General features: G+C 66.5%; 20 protein-coding genes. 11 read left to right on the plus strand and 9 right to left on the minus strand.

Going from position 1 to position 16,318, the window contains the following annotated elements; translation table 11 throughout:
- The coding region (locus HB681_RS36715; RefSeq protein WP_213959830.1) for a hypothetical protein at positions 1–582 on the plus strand (582 nt) is incomplete at its 5' end.
- A gap of 145 nt (positions 583–727) precedes the next feature.
- Here the strand turns inward: HB681_RS36715 and HB681_RS36720 are convergent.
- The 3 genes from HB681_RS36720 to HB681_RS36730 form a co-directional block, all read right to left on the minus strand.
- Positions 728–985 carry a hypothetical protein gene (locus tag HB681_RS36720; protein ID WP_213959831.1) on the minus strand — a complete coding sequence of 86 codons (258 nt, stop codon included), beginning with the start codon at positions 983–985 and terminating at the stop codon, positions 728–730.
- Positions 982–1,173, minus strand: coding sequence for a hypothetical protein (locus HB681_RS36725; protein ID WP_213959832.1), 192 nt, complete (start codon positions 1,171–1,173; stop codon positions 982–984). The genes HB681_RS36720 and HB681_RS36725 overlap by 4 nt, the downstream gene beginning before the upstream one ends.
- 102 nt (positions 1,174–1,275) lie before the next feature.
- Positions 1,276–2,031, minus strand: coding sequence for an SDR family oxidoreductase (locus tag HB681_RS36730; RefSeq protein WP_213959833.1), 756 nt, complete (start codon positions 2,029–2,031; stop codon positions 1,276–1,278).
- Between the two features lie 204 nt (positions 2,032–2,235).
- On the opposite strand from HB681_RS36730, the gene HB681_RS36735 reads away from it, so the two are divergent.
- Positions 2,236–2,964, plus strand: a complete 729-nt coding sequence (locus tag HB681_RS36735) for a glutathione S-transferase (protein ID WP_213959834.1) — start codon at positions 2,236–2,238, stop codon at positions 2,962–2,964.
- 150 nt (positions 2,965–3,114) lie between these two features.
- Here the strand turns inward: HB681_RS36735 and rsmI are convergent, their stop codons facing one another.
- On the minus strand, positions 3,115–4,056 hold the full coding sequence (gene rsmI, locus HB681_RS36740) for a 16S rRNA (cytidine(1402)-2'-O)-methyltransferase (protein WP_256354733.1): 942 nt from the start codon (positions 4,054–4,056) through the stop codon (positions 3,115–3,117).
- Between the two features lie 41 nt (positions 4,057–4,097).
- On the opposite strand from rsmI, the gene HB681_RS36745 reads away from it, so the two are divergent.
- The 3 genes from HB681_RS36745 (at position 4,098) to HB681_RS36755 (ending at position 6,226) form a co-directional block, all read left to right on the plus strand.
- A complete protein-coding gene (locus tag HB681_RS36745; RefSeq protein WP_213959836.1) occupies positions 4,098–4,463 on the plus strand; it encodes a YraN family protein in 366 nt (121 codons plus the stop codon).
- Positions 4,464–4,654: 191 nt separating this feature from the next.
- Positions 4,655–5,293: an SIS domain-containing protein gene (locus HB681_RS36750; RefSeq protein ID WP_213959837.1), complete on the plus strand. Its 639-nt coding sequence runs from the start codon at positions 4,655–4,657 to the stop codon at positions 5,291–5,293.
- 144 nt (positions 5,294–5,437) lie between these two features.
- Positions 5,438–6,226 carry a BON domain-containing protein gene (locus HB681_RS36755; RefSeq protein ID WP_213959838.1) on the plus strand — a complete coding sequence of 263 codons (789 nt, stop codon included), beginning with the start codon at positions 5,438–5,440 and terminating at the stop codon, positions 6,224–6,226.
- Between the two features lie 108 nt (positions 6,227–6,334).
- Here the strand turns inward: HB681_RS36755 and HB681_RS36760 are convergent, their stop codons facing one another.
- The 3 genes from HB681_RS36760 to HB681_RS36770 all read right to left on the minus strand — a co-directional run bounded on the left by HB681_RS36760 (position 6,335) and on the right by HB681_RS36770 (position 9,877).
- Complete coding sequence (locus HB681_RS36760; RefSeq protein WP_213959839.1) at positions 6,335–7,261, minus strand: NAD(P)-dependent oxidoreductase; 927 nt, start codon at positions 7,259–7,261, stop codon at positions 6,335–6,337.
- A 255-nt stretch (positions 7,262–7,516) separates the two neighbouring features.
- The gene (locus HB681_RS36765) at positions 7,517–8,653 is read right to left on the minus strand and encodes a PilT/PilU family type 4a pilus ATPase (RefSeq protein WP_213959840.1); all 1,137 of its coding nucleotides are present in this window, start codon (positions 8,651–8,653) and stop codon (positions 7,517–7,519) included.
- Positions 8,654–8,833: 180 nt separating this feature from the next.
- Complete coding sequence (locus HB681_RS36770) at positions 8,834–9,877, minus strand: type IV pilus twitching motility protein PilT (RefSeq protein WP_213959841.1); 1,044 nt, start codon at positions 9,875–9,877, stop codon at positions 8,834–8,836.
- Between the two features lie 73 nt (positions 9,878–9,950).
- Here HB681_RS36770 and HB681_RS36775 point away from each other — a divergent pair, with 73 nt between their 5' ends.
- Positions 9,951–10,640 (plus strand): YggS family pyridoxal phosphate-dependent enzyme, encoded by a 690-nt coding sequence (locus HB681_RS36775; protein ID WP_213959842.1) that lies wholly within the window; start codon positions 9,951–9,953, stop codon positions 10,638–10,640.
- Positions 10,641–10,692: 52 nt separating this feature from the next.
- On the opposite strand, the gene HB681_RS36780 is transcribed toward HB681_RS36775, so the two are convergent.
- Together HB681_RS36780 and HB681_RS36785 are read right to left on the minus strand one after the other, a co-directional pair.
- Positions 10,693–11,115 carry a helix-turn-helix transcriptional regulator gene (locus HB681_RS36780; RefSeq protein WP_213959843.1) on the minus strand — a complete coding sequence of 141 codons (423 nt, stop codon included), beginning with the start codon at positions 11,113–11,115 and terminating at the stop codon, positions 10,693–10,695.
- On the minus strand, positions 11,112–11,483 hold the full coding sequence (locus HB681_RS36785; protein ID WP_213959844.1) for a hypothetical protein: 372 nt from the start codon (positions 11,481–11,483) through the stop codon (positions 11,112–11,114). The genes HB681_RS36780 and HB681_RS36785 overlap by 4 nt, the downstream gene beginning before the upstream one ends.
- A gap of 295 nt (positions 11,484–11,778) precedes the next feature.
- On the opposite strand from HB681_RS36785, the gene HB681_RS36790 reads away from it, so the two are divergent.
- The 5 genes from HB681_RS36790 to HB681_RS36810 form a co-directional block, all read left to right on the plus strand.
- Complete coding sequence (locus HB681_RS36790; RefSeq protein ID WP_213959845.1) at positions 11,779–13,053, plus strand: Glu/Leu/Phe/Val dehydrogenase; 1,275 nt, start codon at positions 11,779–11,781, stop codon at positions 13,051–13,053.
- A 160-nt stretch (positions 13,054–13,213) separates the two neighbouring features.
- Positions 13,214–13,954: a DUF969 domain-containing protein gene (locus tag HB681_RS36795; protein WP_213959846.1), complete on the plus strand. Its 741-nt coding sequence runs from the start codon at positions 13,214–13,216 to the stop codon at positions 13,952–13,954.
- On the plus strand, positions 13,951–14,907 hold the full coding sequence (locus HB681_RS36800; protein ID WP_213959847.1) for a DUF979 domain-containing protein: 957 nt from the start codon (positions 13,951–13,953) through the stop codon (positions 14,905–14,907). The genes HB681_RS36795 and HB681_RS36800 overlap by 4 nt, the downstream gene beginning before the upstream one ends.
- A gap of 4 nt (positions 14,908–14,911) precedes the next feature.
- The gene (locus HB681_RS36805; protein ID WP_213959848.1) at positions 14,912–15,526 is read left to right on the plus strand and encodes a nucleoside/nucleotide kinase family protein; all 615 of its coding nucleotides are present in this window, start codon (positions 14,912–14,914) and stop codon (positions 15,524–15,526) included.
- A 112-nt stretch (positions 15,527–15,638) separates the two neighbouring features.
- A partial coding sequence (locus tag HB681_RS36810; RefSeq protein WP_213959849.1) for a DUF2242 domain-containing protein occupies positions 15,639–16,318 on the plus strand: 680 nt, incomplete at its 3' end.

Consider the following 16,318-nt stretch of genomic DNA (forward strand, 5'->3'; position numbering starts at 1 on the left):
GGCCTGTTCGACTGCTCGCTACCCGCGTGGCCCGCTGGCGCGTGGCGCGACGCGCAGCAATGGCCGGTGCTGCTCGCCGGCCTGGCGATGCTGCCGATGATGGCGACGCTGCCGATGATGGTGGCCTGGTGCCGCACCGACGCGATGGCGCCGCAGGGCATGGTGGCGCTGCATTTCGCCGCGATGTTCCTGCCGGCACTGTTGCTTCGGCAATCGGTCGGCCGTTGGCCGGCGCGCGTCCTGGCGCTGGCGTGCACGCTGCTGCTGGCGGCGGGCGCAGTCGCGGCCGTCTGGGCGAGCGCGCCGTGGAACCTGCTCGGCGTCGCACTGGCGCATGGGAGCGCCTGGTCGCTCGCATGGACGGGACAGCTCTGGTCGCCGGACCGACGCAGCCGCCAGGGCACGTCGCCCTTGCGCCCCGCCATCGGCTACGCGGCGCTGACGATGGGCGTGGGCCTGGCCGTCGCGCAATGGGGGCCGGCCGGGCTGGCGCTCACACAGGCCGGCTTGGGGCTCGCGGCGGTGCTGGCGTGGATCGGCGTGGTGGCGTGTCGGGGGCATGTGCTCGTTCACAGGCCGTAATGCCTGGGCCGTTCGCCACGTCGCATCCCGGCACCCGGGCTCCCGCGTCAATGGGCGTTTGAACCTCGACCGGATCCGCTGCGGATCGCGGCACCGGCGGCATTGCGCGCGACCCGCGCCGGCATGGCCCGAAAGCGGCGCTGCCTCAGAAAGTGGAAGTCGCCCATTTCGCCGCCTTGCGAAATGAAGGGAAGGTGCTGAATTCCTTGCGCAGCCGTTCGCGCGCGGCCCGCCGCTGCGCGACGGACTCCAGCGCGGTGGCCACGGCCTGGGCGGTCCGGGCGTCGGCCGCCGGCTGTGCGCGCACCGTGCGGGCAATCTGAAACAGTTGATCGCCAGTCAGGCGCAGCGCACCGTCCGCCGGCCCCTCCAGGCGCTCGCGTGACGAATCCCCCAGACTCACAAGGCAACCACCAGGCGGATCAACAGTGGCGTGGCCACCGCCAGCACCAGCAGCATCATGTTGCGGCGCCATCCGGCCTTGCGCCGTTCGCGTTCCGCCGCAAGGTAGGACTCCCGGAAAGCCGCCAACTCCGTCGGGTCGGACTTATCTTTCCACCATTCGTGAGAACTGTGTGCTCTTTGTGACATGTAAGCGATTGTGCTTACATTCGGATCTGAAATCCAGCAAATTTCACATACGAAAGTTCACAAAAGTCACAAGCACGTGTCCGAACTGTCGCTTGGCGCCGATCAGCTCCAGCCGGCGTCCACGATGAAGTTCTGCGCGCTGCACATGCGCGAATCGTCCGCCGCCAGGAACAGCGCCATCGCGGCGATGTCGGTGCCCATCACGCGGCCCGGCAGGCATTGGGCGGCGTCGATCTCGGCGCCGGATTCGGGCTTGACCCAGAGCTTCAGCTGGCGCTCCGTCATCACCCAGCCCGGCACGATCGTGTTGACCCGGATGTTCTGCTTGCCGAGGTCGCGCGCGAGTGTCCGCGTGAGGCCTTGCGCCGCCGACTTGCAGGTGGCGTAGACCGAGAGGTCGGCGTTCTTGTTCATCCAGCTCACCGAACCCAGGTTGATGATGCTGCCCATGCCCAGTTGCGCCATGTCCGGCGCCACCGCCTGGGCCGCGAAGTACTGGTGCTTGAGGTTGACCGCCACCGTGCGGTCGAAGAACTCGGGCGTCACCTCGGCCACCTTGTGGCGGGTGTCGTTGGCGGCGTTGTTGACCAGCGCGCCAATCGGGCCGAAGCGCGCGCGCACGGCGGCGATGGCGGCACGCAGGGCCTCGATGTCGGTGATGTCGCAGTGTTGGTAGAACACCGTGCCGGCGCCGAGCTTCTGCGCCAGCGCCTCGCCCGACTTGTCGTCGATGTCGACGAAGCCGACGTTCGAGCCCTGCGCCGCGAAGGCCGCGACCACGTCGGCGCCAATGCCCGAGGCGCCTCCGGAGATGAAAACGGTACGGCCCTTCAGCGAGGGATAGATGGCATGGGACATCGCGACTCTTTCGGGAAATTAAGGAGGGAGGGAAGGGGAGACTGTAGCGGCGAAACGAGTTAGTTCGAGTGTCGATCAAAGTCCATTTCTTCGGGTCAACCCTGACTTTGCCCTGCGCGGATACCAGCGCAGCCATCGCTGCGCGCCCGGGTCTGGCTTGAAGCTTGCAAGCGAAACACGGCAAAAATATCGAGACTATTCGAGATGACCTACCAACTGCACTACTGGCCCACGATCCAGGGCCGTGGCGAATTCGTCCGGCTGGCGCTCGAGGCGAGCGGCGTCGACTACGTCGACGTGGCGCGCGAAAAGCCCGGGCGCGGCGGCGGCCAGACGGCCCTGGTGCGTCACCTGAAGGACCCGCACAATCCCTGGCCGCCTTTCGCGCCGCCTTTTCTCGTCCACGGCAGCGTCGTGATCGGCCAGACCGCCGCCATCCTGCTGTACCTCGGCCCGCGCCTGCACCTCGTCGGCGACACGGAACAGGAGCGGGTCTGGACCCACCAGATCCAGCTCACCATCGCGGACGCGGTGGCCGAGGCGCACGACACGCACCACCCGGTCGGCACCGGTCTCTACTACGAGGACCAGAAGCCCGAAGCCGCGCGCGTGGCCCAATCGTTCCGCGAGGAGCGCATCCCCAAGTTCCTGAACTGGTTCGAGCAGGTGCTGCGACGCAACCCCGTCGGCGACACGCACCTCGTCGGCGATACGCTGAGCTATGCGGACCTGTCGCTGTTCCAGTTGGTGGAAGGCTTGCGCTACGCCTTCCCGAAGGCCTCCGCCCGTGCACTGGCGGCGGCCCCGGCGGTGGTGAAGCTGCACGACAACGTGGCGCGGCGGCAGCGGGTGCAGGAGTACCTGAAAAGCCCGCGGCGGATTGCTTTCAACGAGGATGGGATCTTCAGGCGCTATCCGGAGCTGGATGAGTGAAATGAAACCCACCCCCGAATGCGCCTGCGGCGCTCCCCCTCAAGGGGGCGCACCCAGCGGCCCGGCAAAGCCGGTTCCGCGGGTGCCCACGAACAGGCGGTGCTCACCCTCGTTTCATGCGTGCCGTGAAACCGAATCAGGCCGTGCCGTTCAGTCCTCGCGCGAATCGCCCGCCCGCAGCTTCAGCGCCATCTCATAGAGCCCGTTGCGCGGCGCGCCGCTGATTTCCGCGGCGAGCTTCACCGCCGTCTTCACCGGCAACTCGGCCAGCAGCAGTCTCAGGACGCGCTCGCCGTCGCCGGCGCCGTCCGGCGTCTTCGCGGCAGGGTGCAGCACCAGGGCAAATTCGCCGCGCGTGCGTTGCGATCCCGCGGCCAGCCAGCCGGCCAGGTCCTGCGCGGGGACGGTCGCGATCTCCTCGAACTGCTTGGTCAACTCGCGACCCAATGTCACCCGTCGCGTCCCCAGCACGGCCAGTGCGCGCGCCATCGCCTCGATGCGATGCGGAGCTTCCAGCAGCAGCACCGCGCGCGGCTCCTGCGCGAGCCGCTGCACGGCCGCGTCGCGCTCGCCGGCCTTGGTCGGCAGGAAGCCGGCAAAGACGAAGGCGCTGCCGTCGTCCTCCGCGCCCACCAGGCCGGCCGCACTCAACAGCGTCGTGACGCTGCTCGCTCCCGGCAGAGGCAACACCCGGTGGCCGGCCTCGCGCACCGCGGCTGCAAGTCGCGCGCCGGGGTCGCTCACGCCGGGCGTGCCGGCGTCGCTCACATAGGCGATGCGTTCCCCTTGCGCCAGTCGCGCGATCACGCCGTGCGCCGCCTCGGCTTCGTTGTGCTGGTGCACGGCCAGCAGTCGCGCGCCCGGCCGGTCGATGCCATAGGCGCGCAGCATGCCCTGGGTGTGGCGCGTGTCCTCGCAGGCGATGGCATCGGCGATCTCCAGCACATGCAGGGCACGCAAGGTGATGTCGGCCAGGTTGCCGATCGGCGTCGCGACGACGTACAGCGTGCCTTGCGGATAATGCTGCGCACCCGCGGCATCGCGTGCCGCCTGGAGTGCGGCGCCGAACGAGGCGGGTATCAGGGAGCTCAAAGGTGTTTCTCCAGAACAAGCCATCAGGAAGAAGCGGTGCTGTGCGCACCGGCGTGACAACCAAGCAGCGCGGCGATGCCGGCGAGGACGCGGCGCTTGCGCATCTGCTCGAGGCGGGCCTCGTGTTTGTCGCGCGCAATTATCGGACCCCGGGTCGCGGCGGCGGCGAGATCGACCTGATCATGCGCGACCCGCGCGACCAGACGCTGGTGTTCGTCGAGGTGCGGCGGCGTGCGAGCGGCTCGCATGGCGGCGCCGGTGGCAGCATCACCGGCCTCAAGCAGCATCGCGTCATCCTCGCCGCGCGGCACTACCTGATGAAACTGCGCACCCTGCCGCCGTGCCGCTTTGACGTGGTGCTGGTCGAGGCCGGCCGCATCGAGTGGCTCCAGGGCGCATTCTCCTGAAGGTGTGAATATTTCTACTGCGGACGCCGATCTCGGGCCTGCGGTGCTCACCGTACAGGAGTACGGTTCCGCTCCGCGAACCGGCCTCCCGGCAGCGCCCTCGCTACGAAATCTGCACACCGTAAAGGCTGGCAAGGAACCACTGCGGCCATCGGCCTTCAATAGCCAAGTACATCGTTAACATCAGGACCATGCTCGAGCAACGCATCCAGCAGCACTTCATCGACAGCGCCGACCTCAAGTACCAGGCGGGCACTGTCCTCAGCAAGCCCATTTCCCAGGCAATGCAGGCGCTGCTTGCGTGCGTCACCAGCGGCGGCAAGATCCTCGCGTGCGGCGCCGGCGTGTCCGGCTTGCTGGCCGCGCAGTTCGCTGCGCAATTCGTGGGCCGCTTCGAACGCGACCGGCCGGAACTCGGCGCCATCGCGCTCGCCGGCGACAGCGCCGACCCGCTGGCCGATACGCCCCAGGCCGCCGACGCCGACCGCTTCGCGCGCCAGGTGCGCGCCCTGGGCCAGGCCGGCGACGTGCTGCTGGTGCTCAGCGCCAGCGGCCAATCGGCGGGGGTCCTGGCCGCGGTGGAGGCGGCGCATGCGCGCGACATGACTGTCGTGGCCTTGCTCGGCCTCGCGCCCGGCGGCGGACGCACAAGCAATGGCGGCGTCGTCGGACGCGCCTTGCGCGAGACCGATGTCCAGGTCTGCGTACCCCACGAACGCGCGGCGCGCATCCACGAAGTCCACCTGCTGGCCCTGCATTGCCTCTGCGATGGCGTGGACGCGCAACTGCTCGGCGAGCAGGAGAACGACGCATCGCAACTCCCGGCCTGAAGAAGCTGTGAATATTTCTACTGCGGCTACCGACCTCGCTGCGAAATCTTCACGCCTTCCTGGCATCGCTCGCATGAAAAACAGTGGGCTAAACTGACTGCGCGACCGCTGCTTGCACCCCAAAACGCACAGGAAAAACCGTCCATGAAGACCCGTTCCGCACAACGCCTGCTCATTGCCTTCACAGCGGTCGCCGCATTGGCCGCCAGCCTTCCGGGCTGCGTGCCGCTGGTGGTGGGCGGCGCGGCGGTGGCGGGTGCGGGCATGGTCGCGACGGACCGCCGCAGCTCGGGCGTGCAGGTCGATGACCAGGCCATCGAACTGCGCGGCGCCGCGCGCGTCAGCCAGATCGCCAACGACAACATGAACGTGACGGTGGTCAGCTACAACCGCCAGGTGCTGCTGGTCGGCACGGTCGGCAGCGAGGCCGACAAGCAGCGCGTGGGCAGCGAGATCCAGCGCATCGAGAACGTGCGCGCGGTGGTCAACGAAGTCGTGGTGGGCCCGGGCAGCAACCTGGCCGACCGCTCGAACGACACCTACCTCACCGGCAAGGTCAAGGCCTCCCTGCTCGATGCCAAGGACATCTTTGCCAACTCATTCAAGGTCGTGACCGAGCGCAGCGTGGTCTACATCATGGGCATCGCCACGCGCCGCGAGGCCGACCGCGCCAGCGACATCGCGCGCGGCGTCTCGGGCGTCTCGAAGGTGGTGCGTGTGCTCGATATCGTCACCGATGCCGAGCTGGCCAATATGCAGCGCACGGGTAGCGCTGCCGCGCCCGCCGCGCCGGCGCAGGCGCCGGTGCAGGACGCGGGGGCGGGGACTTCTGCGTCGTCGTCACGCGTGCCGCTGCCGCCAATGGCGCCGCTGCCGCCGGCGAACGGCGCGCCGCCCGCGAACAATGGCGTGGTGACCTCGCCGGTTCGCTGATACGACTTCGCAATCAAACGCATCACTGCGCTGGATTGCCTTGCTACAGCACTGTCTGCGGCGCTCCGCCTTGTCCTGCGCTCGATTGCAAAGTCGCAAGAGCCGCCTTTACTTCAATCGCGTGATCAGGCTTGAGGTGTCCCAGCGTCGGCCTCCGGCCTGCTGCACATCTGCGTAGAACTGGTCGACCAGCGCCGTCACCGGCAGGCGCGCACCGTTGCGCTTGGCCTCGTCGAGCACCAGGCCCAGGTCCTTGCGCATCCAGTCGACCGCGAAGCCGTAGTCGAACTTGCCGTCGATCATGGTCTTGCCGCGGTTGTCCATCTGCCAGCTCTGCGCCGCGCCCTTGCCGATGACCGCGAGCACCGCCTCCATGTCCAGGCCCGCGCGCTGGCCGAAGGCGATGGCCTCGCTCAAACCCTGCACCAGCCCGGCGATGCAGATCTGGTTGACCATCTTGGCCAGTTGGCCCGCGCCGCTGTCGCCCAGCAAGGTGACGGCGCGTGCGAAGTGCGCAATCGCCGGCTTGACCTGCTCGAAAGCGGCCGCGTCGCCGCCGCACATCACGGTGAGCCCACCGTTCTGGGCGCCGGCCTGGCCGCCCGACACCGGGGCATCGATGAACTGCAGGCCCGCGGCCAGCGCCGACCTGGAAAGCTCGCGCGCCACGTCGGCCGACGCGGTGGTGTGGTCTACGAACACTGCGCCCTTCGTCATGCCTGCGAACGCGCCGTCGTCGCCGAGCACGACGGAACGCAAGTCGTCGTCATTGCCGACGCAGCAGAACACGATGTCGGCTCCCGCAGCGGCTTCGCGCGGCGTGGTGGCATTGGCCAGCGTGCCCGGCGCCTTGGCCTCTGTGAGTTGCGCAACCCAGTCGGCTGATTTGGCGGCGGTTCGGTTGTAGACGGTGACGCTGTGACCCGCGAGGGCAAGATGCCCTGCCATCGGATAGCCCATCACGCCGAGGCCAAGGAAGGCGAGCTTGCGTGGGGGAATGGCGTCGTAGGTCCTGGAGGAGATGAGGGAAGTCATCCGGCGAGCTTATCAACGCCGCGTGTCATGTCAGCCGCCTTGTGGGAACTACACGAATGCGGGATCGGGCTTGACCGTACGCGAAGGACGCGAAGGACGCAAAGAAACGCGAAGGACGCAAAGAAGGCAAGGAAGCCAAAGAAGCCAAGGCTCACAATGAAAGCCTTTGGTCTTCTTTCGCGTCCTTCGCGTAACCTTCGCGTCCTCTGCGTACGGCCAAGTCCGCTTTTGGCTGCGACCGAACAGGCACAAGCCTCAGACGATCGCGAAGTGCTCCGTGCCGGCCGACAGGTCCGTGGTCCGCGCACGCTGGCTGTTGAGCTTGATCTGCAGCCGCAGATCGTTCTGCGAGTCGGCGTTGCGCAGCGCGTCTTCCAGCGAGATCGCGTTGTATTCGAACAGGTCGTACAGCGCCTGGTCGAAGGTCTGCATGCCGAGGTTGCGGCTCTTCCTCATGATCTCCTTGATCTCGCCGACCTCGCCCTTGAAGATCATGTCGGAGATCAGCGGTGTGTTCAGCAGGATCTCCACCGCCGCGACGCGGCCGCGGCCGTCTTCGGTCGGGATCAGGCGTTGCGACACCAGCGAACGCAGGTTCAGCGACAGGTCCATCAGCAACTGCGCGCGGCGCTCCTCGGGGAAGAAGTTGATGATCCGGTCCAGCGCCTGGTTGGCACTGTTGGCATGCAGCGTGGCCAGACACAGGTGGCCGGTCTCGGCAAAGGCGATGGCATGGTCCATCGTCTCGCGGTCGCGGATCTCGCCCATCAGGATCACGTCCGGCGCCTGGCGCAGCGTGTTCTTGAGCGCCGCTTCCCAACTGTCGGTGTCGATGCCCACTTCGCGCTGCGTCACCACGCAGTTCTTGTGCGGATGCACGAACTCGATCGGGTCTTCCACCGTCACGATGTGGCCCTGCGAATTCTCGTTGCGCCAGTCGACGATGGCGGCCAGCGTGGTCGACTTGCCGGAGCCCGTCGCGCCCACAAGGATGGTCAGGCCGCGCTTGCTCATCGCCACGTCCTTCAGCACCTGCGGCATGCCCAGGCCGTCGATGGTCGGCAGCTTCTGCGGGATGGTCCGCATCACCATGCCGACCTTGCCCTGCTGCACGAAGGCGTTCACGCGGAAGCGGCCGATCGAGGTCGGCGAGATCGCGAAATTGCACTCCTTGGTGCGCTCGAACTCGGCCGTCTGCCGGTCGTTCATGATCGAGCGCACCAAGGCCAGCGTGTGCTGCGCACCGAGCGCCTGCCCCGAGACCTTGATCACCTTGCCGTCGACCTTGATCGCCGGCGGAAAGTCCGCAGTGATGAACAAGTCGCTGCCGTTGCGGCTCACCATGAGCTTGAGCAGGTCGTTGATGAACTGGCTGGCTTGATCGCGTTCCATGATGAACTCCTGTTGTCGCTTAGTTGCTCACGCTGATGTCGAAGATGCCGAAGTCCAGAATGCAAGCCATCCCCTTCCAGGGACACCGCGGAACCGGCTTTGCCGGGCCGCTGGTGTCGCCCCCGGTGAGGGGGTGAGAGTGACGCACGCAGTGCGCAACGACCTGGGGGAGAGCCATGGTCAGCCGGGGAAATTCTCGGGAATCTTGGCCTTGCCGCGCGCCTCTGCGGCGGAAATGACACTGCGGCGAACAAGGTCGGTGAGGTTCTGGTCCAGCGTCTGCATGCCCTGGCCCTGGCCGGTCTGGATCGACGAATACATCTGCGCGACCTTGCCTTCGCGAATCAGGTTCCGGATGGCGGGCGTGCCCAGCATGATCTCGTGTGCCGCGACGCGGCCCTGGCCGTCCTTGGTCTTGCACAGCGTCTGCGAGATCACGGCCTGCAAGGACTCCGAGAGCATCGCGCGGATCATGTCCTTCTCTTCGCCGGGGAACACGTCGATGATCCGGTCGATGGTCTTGGCCGCGGAGGACGTGTGCAGCGTGCCGAACACCAGATGGCCCGTTTCCGCCGCCGTCATGGCCAGGCGGATCGTTTCCAGGTCGCGCATTTCACCGACCAGGATCGCGTCCGGGTCTTCGCGCAGGGCGGAGCGCAGCGCCGCGGCAAAGCTCAGCGTCATCGGCCCGACTTCACGCTGGTTGATCAGGCACTTCTTCGACTCGTGCACGAATTCGATCGGGTCTTCCACCGTGAGGATGTGGCCGTACTCGGTTTCGTTGAGGTAGTTGACCATCGCCGCCAGCGTGGTCGACTTGCCGGAGCCGGTCGGCCCGGTCACCAGCACCAAGCCGCGCGGGCGCAGGGCCAGGTCCGCGAAGATCTTCGGCGCGTTGAGTTGCTCCAGCGACAGGATCTTCGAGGGAATGGTCCGGAACACCGCTGCCGCGCCGCGCGACTGGTTGAAGGCATTGACGCGGAAGCGGGCCAGGCCTTCGATCTCGAACGAGAAGTCGACTTCCAGGAATTCCTCGTAGTGCTTGCGGTGGGTGTCGCTCATGATGTCGTACACCATGGCATGCACCTGCTTGTGGTCGAGCGCGTCGACATTGATGCGCCGCACATCGCCGTGCACCCGGATCATCGGGGGCAGCCCCGAGGAAAGGTGCAGGTCCGATGCCTTGTTCTTGACGCTGAACGCCAGCAATTGGGTAATGTCCACGAGGCTCCTCAATCAGCAGTGACGCGCCGGCCGAAATCCGTCCGGTGACGTTTTGATACGATTTTTGACGATTATGACGATGATTGCGAACAAGCTCCAGCAAGTTCAGGCGCGGATTGTGACGGCCTGCACAGCGGCTGGGCGAGATCCTGCAAGCGTGCGCCTGCTTGCAGTGTCGAAAACGTTTCCGGCCGAGGCGTTGCGGGAGGCCCGCGCAGCAGGCCAGCGCGCCTTTGGCGAGAACTACGTGCAGGAGGGCCTGGCCAAGATCGAGATGCTCGCCGATCTGCGCGGCGAAATCGAATGGCACTGTATCGGCCCGTTGCAGAGCAACAAGACGCGGCCCGTGGCCGGGCAATTCGACTGGGTGCACAGCATCGACCGGCTGAAGATCGCCGAGCGGCTGAGCGAGCAGCGGCCGGCCGGACTGGCGCCATTGCAGGTCTGCCTGCAGGTGAACGTGGATGGCGGGGCGAACAAGTCGGGCGTGGCGGCGGATGAGGCGCTGGCATTGGCGCGGGCCGTTGCGGCGCTGCCACGGCTCCGGCTCCGGGGTTTGATGGCGATTCCGGAGCCGGCGGCGGATTTCGAGGCGCAGCGGGCGTTATTCCTGCGAGCGGCTGCCGTCTATGAGCAGATCCGGGCCGACGGCATCGCGCTCGACGTGCTGTCGATGGGGATGTCGGCGGACCTTGAAGCCGCGGTTGCGGCGGGGAGCACGATGGTGCGGATCGGGACGGCGATATTTGGCGGGCGGGGCTGAGGGACGCCACGGGCTGCGGCGCAACGCACTTCGAAGATTTGCAACCGGCGGGTCAGGCCGGGTCGAGGGTGAAGACCTCGTGCACCCGAAGCTTCAGGACGTCGGCGACTTGCTGCAATCGCTCGGTCGAAGCACTCAGGTATTGCGTTGCTTCGTAGCGCTGCACCTGCTGTTCGGCAATATCCAGTCGCTCAGCAAGCTCCTTTTGCGTCAGGTTGCGCACGATGCGTGCCTTGATCAGCGCGCCGCCTATCCCGACGATGGACTCGGCCTCGAGTGAAGTCACGCTCCCTTGGCGCAAGGCGTCGTATTCGGCCAGTTCCTCTTCCAGGTCATCAAGCTGGCTACGCACACCATCCCGCATCGCCTTTGCCGCCTTTGGATGCAGCCCCCCCGCATCGGGTGCTGCGAGAGCCTGGCGAAATCGGTCGGCCGCGCTCTGGGCAATCATGTACTGGCGTTGGTTGGTGATCATGGCAGGTCCTTCAAATCGATGACTACGATGCCTTTTCGTCGGCCCTCGCGGTCGGTCTGGAAGAAATCGCGAAACAAAGTCCCTTGCGGGTCGGCGCCACTGTCGGCGACGAAGAATTCGCCCATGAAAGCGGCTTTTTGCGTGGCGCGGCCCCGGTCGAATGTCAGCAGTCGCTCGTCGATCAGGTCAAAGTCCACGCCGTCTGCATCCCAGCAGGCGTCAAAGTCACCAGGCACCTCTTTCGAAGTGACAAAACTGCCGTCGATGAAGACGCGCTTGCAACCCGCTGCCTTCAACAGACGCAACGCATCCAGCATTCCGGCGAGCAGTTTGAGTCGCCACGGGGTGATGCCATAGCGGGCGAGCATCTCCTGCCAGGTGGCAGTGTGCTCGCCTGCGGGAAGGTTCCCAGTGGTGGAGTCGAATGGGGGAATCACAACACAACTTTATCATTGTGTTTATGCATGCGCAAGCAGGCAAGGCTCCGTAGGCCTCAGCCCTTCGAAGATCGAGTCGATCACCTGCAAGGCGCGGCCTTCCATCGGGATTCCCCTTACCTCTTTCGCATAACACCCGCTGCATCCACGCATAAGCGTGGCGCTTCACGGGCGACAGGGCTATCGTCCAGCCCATCCATCCACCCAAGGCAACCAAGGCTTCGTCATGAGCGAAAAACTTTCCTTCGTCAATCCCACTCCCAACAGCCCCTGGGGCACCTATCTCCAGCAAGTCGACCGCGTGATTCCGTATCTCGGCGACCTCGCGCGCTGGTCGGAGACGCTCAAGCGCCCGAAGCGCGCGCTGATCGTCGACGTGCCGATCGAGATGGATGACGGCAGCGTCGCGCACTTCGAGGGTTACCGGGTGCAGCACAACATGTCGCGCGGACCGGGCAAGGGCGGCGTGCGCTTCCACCCCGACGTGACGCTGGAAGAAGTGATGGCCCTGTCGGCCTGGATGACGGTCAAGACCGCCGCGGTGAACCTGCCCTACGGCGGCGCCAAGGGCGGTATCCGCGTCGACCCGAAGACGCTGTCGCTGAAGGAACTGGAAAAGGTCACGCGCCGCTACACCAGCGAGATCGGCATCATCATCGGCCCGCACACCGACATCCCCGCGCCCGACGTCAACACCAACGGCCAGATCATGGCCTGGATGATGGACACCTATTCGATGAACGTCGGCGGCACGGCCACCGGCGTGGTCACGGGCAAGCCGCTGCACCTGGGCGGGTCGCTCGGCCGTGTCAAGGCGACGGGACGTGGCGTGTTCGTCACCGGCCGGGAGGCGGCGCGCCGGCTCGGGCTCGACCTGCGCGGCGCGCGCATCGCGGTGCAGGGCTTCGGCAACGTGGGCTCGGTGGCGGCGGAACTGTTTGCCGAGGCGGGCGCGAAGATCGTCGCGGTGCAGGACCACACTGGCACCATCGTCAACGAGAACGGACTCGACCTGTCCAAGCTGATCCCGATCGCCCGCACGGTGGCCGGCGCGGTGAGCTTCAAGGGCGGCGACGTGGTGCCCAACGACAAGTTCTGGGACGTGGCCTGCGACATCCTCATCCCCGCCGCGCTGGAAGGCCAGATCACCGCCGAGCGCGCGAAGAAGACCACGGCCAAGCTGGTGCTCGAAGGCGCCAACGGCCCGACCGTGCCGGAAGCCGACGACATCCTGGCCGAGCGCGGCGTGCTGGTGGTGCCCGACGTGATCTGCAACGCCGGCGGCGTGACGGTGTCGTACTTCGAATGGGTGCAGGACTTCTCGTCCTTCTTCTGGGACGAGGACGAGATCAACGTGCGGCTCGACCGCATCATGATGAACGCGCTCAACCACATCTGGGACACGGCCGACAAGCACAAGATCACGCTGCGCACCGCCACCTATGCCGTGGCTTGCGAACGCATCCTGATGGCGCGGCAGGAGCGCGGCCTGTACCCGTGACGCCTTGAGTTGATACGGCCCGGGTGCCGGGTTCCCCACGGCGATGGCGCGACAGCGTCGTGCATTCGCCGCACCGGCGGCGGTATGACTTGTACGCAGGCGCCGGCTGGACGAGGATGTCGTTCTTCATAACGACTCCAACATCGAAGGGGATCCCAAGGTGCAAACTACCGTCAGTCTCTGGCCGCTCATCGGCGTGGCCGTCATCATCGCGGGCTTCGCCCTGCGCTTCAACCCGATGCTGGTGGTGGTCGTCACCGCCATCGTCACCGCCTTTGCCGCGGGCTTTCCGGTGGAGAAGGTGCTGGCCGAGATCGGCACCGGCTTCATCAAGACGCGCAACCTGCCGCTGATCATCCTGCTGCCGCTGGCGGTGATCGGGCTGCTGGAGCGGCATGGCCTGCGTCAGCATGCGCAGAACTGGATCAGCCGCATCAAGTCGGCGACCACCGGGCGCCTGCTCATCGTGTACCTGGCCGCGCGCGAACTCACGGCCGCGGTCGGCCTGACCAGCCTGGGCGGCCATCCGCAGATGGTGCGGCCGCTGATCGCGCCGATGGCAGAGGGTGCCGCCGAAGCGCGCTACGGCAGCCTGCCCGATCGCATCCGCTACAAGCTGCGCGCCTTTGCCGCGGCGACCGACAACGTCGGCCTGTTCTTCGGCGAGGACATCTTCGTGGCCTTCGGCGCCATCGTGCTGATGTCGACCTTCCTGCACGAGGCTGGCATCGACGTCGAGCCGCTGCACATCGCGCTGTGGGGCATTCCGACGGCGATCTCGGCCTTCATCATCCACGCGTGGCGCCTGCGCCGGCTCGACAAGGCGTTGCACAAGGAACTGGCCAACGGCGCGCTCGCCGAAGAGGCCGCGCGCGATGAAGCCGCGAGGGCCGCATCGTGATCCTCTCGATCGACTACCTCTACTACCTGGTCGGCGCGATCCTGTTGCTGACCGCAGGGATGACGCTGGCCGACAGCCACCATCCCAAGCGCTTCACCAGTGCGCTGTTCTGGGCGCTCTATGCCCTGGTCTTCCTGGTCGGCGACCTGATCCCGCCGGTCTGGATGGGCGCGGGCGTGGTGCTGATGGCATTGATCGCCGGCTTTGGCGGCGTCGGCCACGGCAAGCACCATGCGTTGCCCGAGAAGGAAGCCAAGGCCAGCGCCGCGCGGCTGGGCCACAAGCTGTTCATCCCGGCGCTGGCGATTCCGGTGGTCACGGTCATCGGCACGGTGCTGATGAGCAAGGTGAAGATCGGCGACGCCTTCCTGCTCGACCCGAAGAACACCACGCTGGTCAGCCTGGGCGTCGGCTGCATCGTGGCGCTCATCCTCGCATGCTGGCTCACGCGTGACACGCCGGCGCAGGCGATGCGCGAATCGCGCCGCCTCACCGATGCGCTCGGCTGGGCCGTGGTGCTGCCGCAGATGCTGGGCATGCTCGGCCTGGTGTTCTCGGACGCGGGCGTCGGCAAGGCGGTGGCGTACGTCACCACGGCCTACATCAACATGGACATGCGCCTGGTCGCGGTGGTCGTCTACGTGGTGGGCATGGCGCTCTTCACCATCATCATGGGCAACGGCTTCGCGGCGTTCCCGGTGATGACGGGCGGCGTCGGCGTGCCGGTGCTGGTGGGCATCCACCACGGCGACCCGGCGGTGATGGCGGCCATCGGCATGTTCTCCGGTTACTGCGGCACGTTGATGACGCCGATGGCGGCCAACTTCAACATCGTGCCGGCCGCACTGCTGGAGCTGCCCGACAAGAACGCGGTGATCAAGGTGCAGATACCCACCGCGGCCGCGCTGTTGCTGGTCAACATCTTCCTGTTGTACTTCCTGATGTTCAGGTGATCGCATGATGCAGGTTCCAGCCACGGCGCTCGAGCGCGTCGAATCCTTGCTTGCATCGGGCCGCCGCAGGCTGCTGGGGTTGGTCGGTGCGCCGGGCTCCGGCAAGTCGACCTTCGCAGCCGCGTTGCAGGCCGCGTTCGGCGAGCGTGCGCAGGTGGTGCCGATGGACGGCTTCCACCTGGCCAACGTCGAGCTGACGCGACTTGGTCGCGCCGAGCGCAAGGGTGCGCCGGACACCTTCGACCAGGCCGGCTACGGCACGTTGCTGGAGCGGCTGCGCTCGCAGGACGACGACGAGATCGTCTACGCGCCCGAATTCCGGCGCGAGATCGAGGAGCCTGTCGCCGGGGCCATCGCGGTATTGCCGCAGACGCAGTTGATCATCAGCGAAGGCAACTACCTGCTGCATTGGCACACCATCGCGCCGCTGTTCGACGAGGTCTGGTACATCGACGTGGATGAAGCGCTCCGGCATGAGCGGCTGGTGCGGCGGCACGAGCAATTCGGTCGCAGCCCCGAGGCCGCCCGCGCATGGGTGGCCGCCACGGACGAGCCGAACGCACGGCTCATCGAGGCCAGGCGCGTGCGGGCCCATCATGTCGTGCATCTGGGCGCTTGAGGGACCATGCGATTTCCGTTGGCAGTGTGAACAGGTCCTGGACCGGGGAACGCTTGCCTGCCGCGCGTGCTCGAAGTTGGGCCGGCAATGTGCCGGGTAGCATCCCACTCCCATGACGTCCAAGTGTTCCCGCCCCGTTGAATCTGTTTCGAGTGCCCGCTGGTGGGCGATCGGTGCCGCGCTGGCGGCCCTGGCATTGGCAGGGTGCACCACGTTTTCGGCGCGGCGCATCTCCTATGACACCGAGGAGTTCGACTCCACCACCACGCATACACGTACCTTTGCGGCGACTTCCGCGCAGACCTGCGAGGCGGCGCGCCGTGCGCTGCTGAGCCAGGGCTACCTGATCACCGGCGCCAACGCCGACCTGGTGACCGGCCGCAAGAACTTCCAGCCGGCCAATGAAGTGCACCTGGAGGTCGAGGTGCGCGTGGTCTGCGCCAGGGAGGCGCAGCCGGCCAAGGGCAAGGCCAGGCGCGAAAGCACCCTGGCCTTCGTCAGTGCACTGCAGGACCGCTACAGCCTGAAGAAGACCAACAACTCCGCGAGCGTCGGCGTCGGCGTGCTGGGGTCGCTGTCGGTGCCCATTTCCGCGAGTGACGATGCCATGGTCAAGGTGGCCAGCGAGACAGTGACGGACGCCCGCTTCTATGACCGCTTCTTCGTGCTGCTGGACCAGTACCTGGCAGCGGACGTCGAGACGCAGGCGGATGATCCGCCGCCGGTGGCCGCGGCTGCGGGCCCAGCGGCGCCGACGACCGCGGGTGCAACCGGAGCAGCGGCTGCAGCGGC

The organism is Variovorax sp. dw_954 (genome assembly GCF_018449755.1).
In the GTDB taxonomy this organism is placed as follows: domain Bacteria; phylum Pseudomonadota; class Gammaproteobacteria; order Burkholderiales; family Burkholderiaceae_C; genus Variovorax.

Bases quoted from the DNA above. Each gene is read 5' to 3' on its own strand.
- HB681_RS36725 (WP_213959832.1), bottom strand. From the start codon at position 1,173: ATGTCACAAAGAGCACACAGTTCTCACGAATGGTGGAAAGATAAGTCC.
- HB681_RS36730 (WP_213959833.1), bottom strand. From the start codon at position 2,031: ATGTCCCATGCCATCTATCCCTCGCTGAAGGGCCGTACCGTTTTCATC.
- HB681_RS36735 (WP_213959834.1), top strand. From the start codon at position 2,236: ATGACCTACCAACTGCACTACTGGCCCACGATCCAGGGCCGTGGCGAA.
- HB681_RS36750 (WP_213959837.1), top strand. From the start codon at position 4,655: ATGCTCGAGCAACGCATCCAGCAGCACTTCATCGACAGCGCCGACCTC.
- HB681_RS36755 (WP_213959838.1), top strand. From the start codon at position 5,438: ATGAAGACCCGTTCCGCACAACGCCTGCTCATTGCCTTCACAGCGGTC.
- HB681_RS36760 (WP_213959839.1), bottom strand. From the start codon at position 7,261: ATGACTTCCCTCATCTCCTCCAGGACCTACGACGCCATTCCCCCACGC.
- HB681_RS36765 (WP_213959840.1), bottom strand. From the start codon at position 8,653: ATGGAACGCGATCAAGCCAGCCAGTTCATCAACGACCTGCTCAAGCTC.
- HB681_RS36775 (WP_213959842.1), top strand. From the start codon at position 9,951: ATGACGATGATTGCGAACAAGCTCCAGCAAGTTCAGGCGCGGATTGTG.
- HB681_RS36780 (WP_213959843.1), bottom strand. From the start codon at position 11,115: ATGATCACCAACCAACGCCAGTACATGATTGCCCAGAGCGCGGCCGAC.
- HB681_RS36785 (WP_213959844.1), bottom strand. From the start codon at position 11,483: ATGCTCGCCCGCTATGGCATCACCCCGTGGCGACTCAAACTGCTCGCC.
- HB681_RS36790 (WP_213959845.1), top strand. From the start codon at position 11,779: ATGAGCGAAAAACTTTCCTTCGTCAATCCCACTCCCAACAGCCCCTGG.
- HB681_RS36805 (WP_213959848.1), top strand. From the start codon at position 14,912: ATGATGCAGGTTCCAGCCACGGCGCTCGAGCGCGTCGAATCCTTGCTT.